The organism is Methyloceanibacter sp. (genome assembly GCF_050728395.1).
GTDB lineage: Bacteria > Pseudomonadota > Alphaproteobacteria > Rhizobiales > Methyloligellaceae > Methyloceanibacter.
Genome location: NZ_JBOHJB010000103.1, coordinates 1 through 8,930, shown reverse-complemented (window position 1 = coordinate 8,930; position 8,930 = coordinate 1). Strand labels below are relative to the sequence as shown.

Sequence of the window (8,930 nt, the reverse complement as noted above, 5' to 3'; positions counted from 1 at the left end):
GAAGCCGAGCGCGCGGACCGGCAGCTCGGGAAAGCTCCCGTCGACGCATTTGATCTCCTGGAGGCAGAGCACGTCCGGCCGATGTGCGCGCACGAAACGCTCAACCAAGTCGAGCCTCAGCCTGACCGAGTTGATGTTCCATGTCGCGAGGCGAAAACGCATGAGGTGTGCCCCAGAAAGCCCATCTTATACGTGACGCGGGAACCCAACCCGTATCCCAAAATATCAGCCTTTAGACGATGGGGATTCCGATGATCGTTTTATCCAAGCCCTCGTACCGGCGGTTTTTGCTTCTGTGGTGCTCGCCCTGAGGCCAGTGACGGTATTCTGATGTTGCTGACGAGCGCCCAAATGAAGAAGCCCCGCACGGGGGAGAGCGGGGCCTCTTAGGTTCCTTTGGGGGGAACAGGTGATGGGGGGGAATCCACCACCCCCCCTACGTAAGACTTCGGGTGCCGAGTACAAGCCCCACAAACAAGAGAAATTAACGAGCACCCCGGCCAAGCGAACCGGGTTTCCTTGTTAGGGGATCTGAATGGTCAATGTTGTGCGGTTTCGGGCGACACAGGATTAGACCCCGGGCTCCAGCATTGCGGCTAGAGCATCTCTCATTGCCAACTTCGCCTTCGGAAATGCCTCGCTGGCATCGAGGAGGGCAAAGATGGCGTCCTTCAGGGTGCCTTCGCCTAGTACCAAGTTGAACGGATTGCCCTTGGTGTCTCGGAACGCCAGCTGAACCGTTTGTTTATCGCTGCTGATTTTCCAGCCTACGCACTCGCCCACTGTAATGCCCGGTACTGCGTCCATCGCGCCGCTCCCTTAGTTACAACTAAACGCTACCTTAAGGGATTGGGTTTGTGAAAGCACACAATAGGCAAAAGAAAGGCGCCCAACCGCTGCGCGTGGTTGGGCGCCAGAAGCGCGTTTTTTGCGCGCGCGTGCCGGGAGGGAAGCCGGCACGGGCGGACCACATCTTCGGCTAGACGGGGGGCACTACCGATGAAAAGCGATGTGGGCCGCTTCTGAAGCAACAAATATGGGGGTTGCGGACGGATTTCAACAGGCGCGGGGCAAAAAAATTAACGCGGCGTAAATGTTGGACCGCTGAACGTGCCTAAAATATTGATTGGCAAGGAATTTTCAGGCGGCCGCTAACAAATTTGTGAAGCCGCCGAGGGCCCTAAAGGCGTATTCGCACCTGCGAAATCAGCGGAAGGGCTGAAACGACGTGGTCGCGGTAAAGAAGTCGGCCGCGACCTTACGCCCCGGCACCACATCGTTAATGGTTACCGTGGTGGCGAGCCCTTGCGCGTCGCTAATCACCCATTGCCTGAGCTTCATTTCAGGCTCGGTGTCGAAATAGAGCTTGATCTGGCCAGCCGCCTGGCCGCCCCTGTCCTCAAGGGTAATGGCAAGCGAATCGTCGTCGCCCTCGACGCCGACGATGCGCGCGTCGCGGGCGAGGTCGACGCCGTCGCCCAACAGCAGGCGGAACGGCGTAGATTCGAGCGGATATTTCTCGATGGTCTTGAGGCTCGAATCCTCGATGGCAAGAAAATGCCCATCGGCCACGAGACGGAGCGTGCTCGGCGGCGCATAGTCGAACCGGAGCTTGCCGGGCCTTTGCACATAGAAGCGGCCGGTGGTGTGCTTATTGTTCGAGTCGATCTGCTCGAAATTGCCCTGCAGATTGGTGATGCCGTTGAAATAGGCGTTGATGCGCGTAACCGCTGCGTCCTGCTGCTCACCGATCAGGGGCGTCGCCGCCGGTGCTGCCTCCACCGCGGCATCCCAGCCGGCCCCCTCATCGCCGGCGCCCTGATTGATCTCGCCCGGCTCCGGCTCCGCGGCATCGTAGGATGGCTCGGCTTGAGGAACTGTGCCGGTGGTGGGTGGCGTCTTTTGCACGGTCGTGCCGTCTTGGGCGAGCGCCATGCCGGCCGGGACGCAAAAAGCGCATGACAGGCTCAAGAGAAGCCACGCGGTTGTTATGCGCATCGATGAACCCCCCTCGGCTTTTGCGCAATCCCAGCAGCCATCGATAGATGATTCCGCCAAATCTGGTCAACTTCTTGGCGAAGCTAGCACCTTGAGTCGCTAGACTTAATAGGGCGAAATCGCCTCGTTGTCGCCGACCAGGATCTCGCGCTTGCCGGCATGATTGGCGGCGCCGATCAAGCCTTCTTTCTCCATCCTCTCGATCAGGGTCGCAGCGCGATTGTAGCCGATCCCGAGCCGCCGCTGCACGTAACTGGTTGAAACCTTGCGGTCCTTGAGCACCACGGCCACCGCCTGATCGTAGAGCTCGTCGCCCGAGTCGCCGTAGCCTTCGCCCTCCTCGGCATCCTCCTCGTCGTCCCCCGACTCCTCCTCGGTCACCGCCTCGAGATAGTCCGGCACGCCCTGCTTCTTCAGGTGGCGCACGACCTTCTCGACCTCCTCGTCGGCGACGAAGGGACCATGCACGCGCATGATGCGGCCGCCGCCGGCCATGTACAGCATGTCGCCCTGGCCGAGCAGCTGCTCGGCGCCCTGCTCGCCGAGGATGGTGCGGCTGTCGATCTTCGAGGTGACCTGGAAGCTCACCCGCGTCGGGAAGTTCGCCTTGATGGTGCCGGTGATCACGTCTACGCTCGGGCGCTGGGTCGCGGTGATGAGATGAATGCCGGCGGCGCGCGCCATCTGGGCGAGGCGCTGCACCGCGGCTTCGATGTCCTTGCCGGCCACCATCATCAGGTCGGCCATCTCGTCGACGATCACCACGATATAGGGCATGGCGTCGTAATCCATCTCCTCCTGTTCGTAGATGGCGCGGCCGGTGGCGCGGTCGAAGCCGGTCTGCACCGTGCGGGTCAACATCTCGCCCTTGGCGTCGGCTTGCAGGACGCGGTTGTTGTAGCCTTTGATGTCGCGCACCCCCAATTTCGACATGCGCTTGTAGCGCTCCTCCATCTCGCGCACCGTCCATTTGAGCGCTACCACCGCCTTCTTCGGATCGGTGACCACCGGCGCAAGCAGATGCGGGATGCCGTCATAGGCCGACAGCTCGAGCATCTTGGGGTCGATCATGATGAATTTGCACTGGTCGGGAGAGAGCCGGTAGAGCAGGGACAGGATCATGGTGTTGATGCCGACCGACTTGCCCGAGCCGGTGGTGCCGGCGATCAGGAGATGCGGCATGCGGGAGAGATCGACGGTGACCGACTCCCCGCCGATATTCTTGCCGAGCGCAAGCGCCAGCCGCGCGTCGGTGTCCTGAAAGTCCGGAGATTCGAAGAGTTCCCGCAGCATCACGATCTCGCGCCGGTCGTTGGGAAGCTCGATGCCGATGGCGTTGCGCCCGGGCACCACGGCGACGCGGGTGGCGACCGCGCTCATCGAGCGGGCGATGTCGTCGGAGAGCCCGATCACGCGCGAGGACTTGGTTCCCGGCGCCGGCTCAAGCTCGTAGAGGGTGACCACGGGGCCCGGCCGCACATTGGTGATCTCGCCCTTGACGCCGAAATCCTGCAACACGCCTTCGAGCTCGCGCGCATTTTCCTGCAGGACCTCGTCGCTGATGGCGGTTCTCTTGTTCGAGCGCGGCTGCGGCTGCAACAGCTTGAGCGGCGGCGTCTCGTAGGGGGTGTCGCTCTTCTGCCGGCGGCGAAGGCCGGTATGCTTCTTCTCCGCGGTCCGCGTGATGCGATAATTGGGCTCGGTGATGTCGTCGTCGTCCTCCTCGCCCTCCTCATCCTCATCGTCGTCGAGGTCGAACGGCTCAAGATCGAAGCTCGGCTCGATGCGCCCATCGGGGTCCGGCTCGGCCTCCTGGACGATCGCCTTGCGGTCATGGTCCAAGTCGGGCGCCTCGTCGGTCTCGCCGTCAGCCTTTCGCCACCAGAAGCCTCGCTTGATCTTGGCGCCGGTATGCATGGCGACATGCATGGCGGCACCGAGCGAGGCATTCGCCCATTCGCTCGGAAGCTTGCTCCGCGGCGCCCACAAGGCGATCAGCGAGGAAGTGGAGGTGCCGCAGGCGAAGAGGAGCAGCGAGGTGCCGGCGATGAGGAAAGCGAGCCCCGCCACGAAGGATGCCGCGGCGGCCGGCAGCACGCCGATGAACAGCGCACCGGTCATGAACAGATCGCCGAGGATGCCGCCGAGGCCGTTGGGCAGCGGCCAGCTTTTCGGCTGTGGCAGAGCGGAAAGGGCAGCCGCCAGCAAGAGCACGGCGAGCGGCCAGATGAGGAGGCGCGTACGGCGCCGTTCCGGCATCGTGCGCAGAGCGAGGTGCCAGCCCCAGGCTGCGAGCGGCAAGAACAGGATGATGGCGGCAAGCCCTAAGGACTGCATGGCGAGATCGGCGAGGATCGCGCCCCAAGACCCCAGCACGTTGCGCGGTGCTGCTTGCGTCGCGTTGTTGAAGCTCGGGTCGTAGATCGACCAGGTGGCGAGGCTCGCCCATGCCGCGCAAGCGATGGCCACGACGCCAAGGCCGTAGCCGCGAAACATGAGCTGTCTCAGCCCCGACTCGACCGCGCCCGGCAGAAGCCGGCGCCGCTCCTTCTGTCTCCGCTTGGTTGCCATTGCTACCCCAGTGTGGCGACGATGCGTCCCAAAGCCTCGCCCGTGGTCTCAGGCGCGTGCACGAGCGCAACCCTGACGTGGTTCACGCCGGGGTTGACCCCGCTTGCCCCCGTGCGGGCGAGATATTTTCCCGGTAGCAGTCTGACACCACACCCTTTCCAAAGAGTTTTTACCGCTTCTTCGCCGCCGCCATGGGCCGCCATGTCGAGCCACAGGAAAAACCCGCCTGGGGGACGGCGGTAGCCGTAACGGGTTTGCAGTGCGGCATCGGCAATGTCGAAGTTCTGCCGGTAAAGCGCCCGGCCCTGCTCGACATGCGCCTCGTCTGACCAGGCTCTGACCGAGGCGTGCTGGATGGGGAGCGGCACCTGCGGGCAGGCGACATTGCGGAAGCGGGCAAACGCCGCGATGAAGTCCGGGTCTCCGGCGACGAATCCGGACCGCAATCCGGGGAGCCCCGAGCGCTTCGACAGCGAGTTGAAGGTCACGACCTTGGCGAAGCTGCCGTCGGCCGCCAAGGCGGTCTCGAGCGCGCCTGGGGGCGCGGCGCCGGAATAGATCTCTGAATAGCATTCGTCGGCGAACAGCATGAAGTCGAAGCGGCGCGCGAGCTCGATTGCAAGGGCGAGATAGTCACGGTCCGCCACAGCGCCTTGCGGGTTAGACGGCGAGCAGAGATAGAGCGCGACGGTGCGCTGCAAGAGCTCTTCATCGATGGCATCGAGCGCCGGGAGGAATTGCGTCGCGCCGGCACTGTCGAGAAACACTGGCTCGGCGCCTGAGGCTGCCGCCGCAGCCGCGTAGGCCTGGTAGAAGGGATTGGGAATGAGCACCGCCGGCCTCGTCACGGAGGCTTTTCGCGCCAGCGCCGGAAAGATTGCTGAGAACAGCCCTTCGCGCGAGCCGTTGAGCGGCAACACCTCAATATCGGGCTCGACATCGCCTGCGAGCGTGGGATAGCGGCGCCCGAGCCACGCTGCGATGGCTTGCCGCAACGCGGGGATGCCTCGGATCGGCGGATAGCGCCCGAACTCGCTCACATGCTGCTGAAGCGTCGGCCCGAGAAAAGAAGGGATCAGCGCCCGCGGCTCCCCGAGGGAAAGGTCGATCGACCCTGCGCCGGGCGCGATGCCATCAAGCAGCGCGGCAAGGCGCGCGAAAGGCGAGGCGATGAGATCGTCGAGAGAAGGTTGCCCGGTCTGAATCGCCATGCGGAAGGGTTACGGGATGGCGCAGGTCCCGGCAATGGCTAGGCGGCCCCCAAACAAAATGAGCCCCGGCAGTGCGCCGGGGCTCGGGGGAGAGCAGATGTCAAGGGAGGAGGCTGCTCTCGTGGTCTTCGTCCTGGAGTTGATTCAGCTCGTGTGTGTTACGGCACCACCTCTCCATGCAGGTTGATATCGAGACCTTCTACTTCAGCAGCCTGTGTCACTCTCACGCCGACAAGCATGTCGGTGATGATGAGGATCACCCAAGTCATCACCCCCGTCCAAACGATGGTGGCGATGACACCTTCAAGCTGAATGAGCACTTGGCCCGGATTGCCTTCCAGCAAGCCCGATGTCCCGCACACCGCCTTCAAGGCGAACACGCCGGTCAGCAGCGCTCCGATTATGCCGCCGACGGCATGAACGCCGAAGGCGTCGAGGGAGTCGTCGTAACCGAGGGCCCGCTTGACCGTCGTTGCCGCGAAGAAGCAGCCGACGCCCGCAGCGGCGCCGATCCACAACGCTCCGATCGGGCCGACATAACCCGATGCCGGGGTGATGGCCACGAGACCGGCCACGGCACCGGAGATGATGCCGAGCACGCTCGGCTTCTTGTGCACGGCCCACTCGGAGAACATCCAAGCGAGCGCGGCAGCGGCGGTCGCAATCTGCGTGACGGTCATGGCAAAGCCCGCCCGTCCGTCAGCGGCAAGCTCGGAGCCTGCGTTGAATCCGAACCAGCCGACCCACAGCAGCGAGGCGCCGGTCATGCTGTACACCAGGTTGTGCGGCGCCATGTTTTCGGATCCGTAGCCGTAGCGCTTGCCGATAAACAAGGCGCATACCAGGCCCGCGACACCGGCGTTGATATGCACGACCGTGCCACCGGCGAAGTCGAGCACGCCGAGACCGGCGAGGAACCCGCCGCCCCACACCCAGTGAGCGATCGGTGCGTAGATGAGGATCTGCCACAGGACCATGAAGATCACCAAGGCGGAGAACTTCATGCGGTCGGCGAAAGCGCCGGTGATCAGCGCCGGGGTGATGATGGCGAAGGTCATCTGGAAGCACATGAACACCGATTCAGGGATTGTGCCTTTCAGCGTGCCGACTTCCATGTCCTTCAGCAGGAAGCGCGACATGCCGCCGATATAGGCATTCATGCTTCCCCCATTGGTGAAGGCGAGCGAATATGCGATCACCATCCACACGATGGTCACGATGCAGGTCGTGGCGAAGCTTTGCATCACCGTGGCCAGCACGTTCTTTTTGCGGACCATGCCCCCATAGAACAAGGCGAGGCCCGGAATGGTCATCATCAGGACGAGGGCGGTGGATGTGAGCATCCATGCCGTGTCGCCTGAGTTGAGTGTCGGCGCCGGCGGAGCCGCCGGAGCTGCCTCGGCCGCCGCCTCTTGGGCAAGCGCCGGATCGATATGGGCGAGGATCAGCACAGCGAGCGCTGCGACCACGCCGAAGAGAAACTTCATCAGGGTCACCATCTAATTTTCCTCCCCCTCTCAGAGCGCTGATTCGTCGGTTTCGCCGGTACGGATGCGCACCGTCTGCTCGACCGGGACCACGAAGATTTTGCCGTCGCCGATCTGCCCGGTTTTGGCAGCGGCAACGATGGCATCGACGGCCTTGTCGACCATCTTGGCCGGCACGACGACTTCGATCTTGATCTTCGGCAGGAAGTTCACGGCGTATTCCGCGCCCCGATAGATTTCGGTATGGCCCTTCTGGCGTCCGTAACCTTTGACCTCGGTCACGGTCATGCCCTGCAGACCGAGCTCGGTGAGGGCTTGGCGCACCTCATCGAGCTTGAATGGCTTGATGATCGCCATCACCAGCTTCATTTGTTCACCCCTCCATGTTGCGGCTTTTGGGTTTGGCCAGGTCGTGAGCCGCGTTAACCCGAAAGGAGAGTCAAACTGCGTGCCAACTCCGCCGCAGTGCAGCAATTCCTAGGCTTTTGAGCGAAATTTCCGTGGCGGTGGGACGTTCGGGCCAGTCGGTAGGGCGGTCTAATGCCTACGAAACGGGCAAAATCTGGCGTTTGCCTATTCTATAGCCTGATTTCAGTCGGCGCGCCGTTCGCGAACCAGGCCTTCTTGCGTCGTGGAGGCCACGAGCTCGCCTGAGCGCGTAAACAGAGTGCCCCGGCAGAAGGCGCGGCCGCCCCCCGAGCTTGGGCTGTCCTGGGCGTAGAGCAGCCAGTCATCGACCCGGAAACGCCGGTGAAACCAGATGGCATGGTCGAGGCTGGCGAGCATCAGCGAAGGGTCGAAGATGAAACGGCCATGGGCGATCAGCGCCGTGTCGAGCAGGGTGAAATCGGAGGCGTAGCCAAGCACGCATTGGTTCAGGGCGAGGTCGTCCCCGAGGCTCCCCGTCGCCCTGATCCACACTTGCTGCGTGGCGGCGCGCTTTTCCGGGCTGAGGTAGCGCGAAAGGTCGACAGGCCTGATCTCGATCGGCCGCTCGCGCTCCCAATAGGCTTTCACTTGCGGCGGCAGGCGGTCGAGCAGAAGCGCTTTCAGCTCGGTCTCGTTCGGCAGCGATTCAGGCGGGGGCACGTCAGGCATCTTCACCTGGTGCGACAGACCCTCCTCATGCTTGTGAAAGGAGGCGGCCATGGAAAAGATCGCCTGTCCGTGTTGGATCGCGACGACGCGGCGGGTGGAAAAGCTGCCGCCGTCGCGGATACGATCGACATTGTAGAGGATCGGCACCGCGGGATCGCCGGGCCGCAGAAAATAACCGTGCAAGGAATGGGAGGTGCGGCCCTCGACCGTGCGGTAGGCCGCAACCAGCGCCTGGCCGATCACCTGGCCGCCGAACACGCGCTGCCAGCCGACCTGCGGGCTCACGCCGCGGAACAGGTTCACCTCGAGTGTTTCGATATCGAGGATGGCGAGAAGCTGGTCGAGGGCGCGGCTCATGATTTGCTGTCCTTGGCGTCCGGCCAATTTCGAGAAGCGGCGTGTAGCAGAGTTCATCCCTCCCCGCGAGGGGAGGGTGTCCACCAAAGCTCCCTTCGGCTTTGGTGGACGGGTGGGGCGATTTGGACAATATGTGCCTCTGACCCCACCCGGCGACCCGGCTGAAAAGCCGGCTCGCCACCCTCCCCTTTGAGGGGAGGGACAAAGG

At 63.2% G+C, this 8,930-nt stretch carries 8 protein-coding genes; all 8 read right to left on the bottom strand.

Annotation, left to right across the window (positions count from 1 at the left end):
• On the bottom strand, positions 1-162 hold a 162-nt coding region (locus ACREC7_RS14230), incomplete at its 3' end, for an endonuclease/exonuclease/phosphatase family protein (RefSeq protein WP_431556349.1).
• A gap of 408 nt (positions 163-570) precedes the next feature.
• Positions 571-807, bottom strand: coding sequence for a hypothetical protein (locus ACREC7_RS14225; RefSeq protein WP_431556347.1), 237 nt, complete (start codon positions 805-807; stop codon positions 571-573).
• A gap of 399 nt (positions 808-1,206) precedes the next feature.
• Positions 1,207-1,998, bottom strand: coding sequence for a LolA family protein (locus ACREC7_RS14220; protein ID WP_431556346.1), 792 nt, complete (start codon positions 1,996-1,998; stop codon positions 1,207-1,209).
• Between the two features lie 105 nt (positions 1,999-2,103).
• A complete protein-coding gene (locus ACREC7_RS14215) occupies positions 2,104-4,569 on the bottom strand; it encodes a DNA translocase FtsK 4TM domain-containing protein (RefSeq protein ID WP_431556345.1) in 2,466 nt (821 codons plus the stop codon).
• 2 nt (positions 4,570-4,571) lie between these two features.
• Complete coding sequence (locus ACREC7_RS14210) at positions 4,572-5,780, bottom strand: aminotransferase class I/II-fold pyridoxal phosphate-dependent enzyme (protein WP_431556344.1); 1,209 nt, start codon at positions 5,778-5,780, stop codon at positions 4,572-4,574.
• A gap of 158 nt (positions 5,781-5,938) precedes the next feature.
• Positions 5,939-7,267: an ammonium transporter gene (locus ACREC7_RS14205; protein ID WP_431556348.1), complete on the bottom strand. Its 1,329-nt coding sequence runs from the start codon at positions 7,265-7,267 to the stop codon at positions 5,939-5,941.
• A gap of 30 nt (positions 7,268-7,297) precedes the next feature.
• On the bottom strand, positions 7,298-7,636 hold the full coding sequence (locus tag ACREC7_RS14200) for a P-II family nitrogen regulator (RefSeq protein ID WP_424388769.1): 339 nt from the start codon (positions 7,634-7,636) through the stop codon (positions 7,298-7,300).
• A gap of 222 nt (positions 7,637-7,858) precedes the next feature.
• Positions 7,859-8,722 carry an acyl-CoA thioesterase II gene (gene tesB, locus ACREC7_RS14195; protein WP_431556343.1) on the bottom strand — a complete coding sequence of 288 codons (864 nt, stop codon included), beginning with the start codon at positions 8,720-8,722 and terminating at the stop codon, positions 7,859-7,861.
• Between the last annotated feature and the right edge of the window lie 208 nt (positions 8,723-8,930).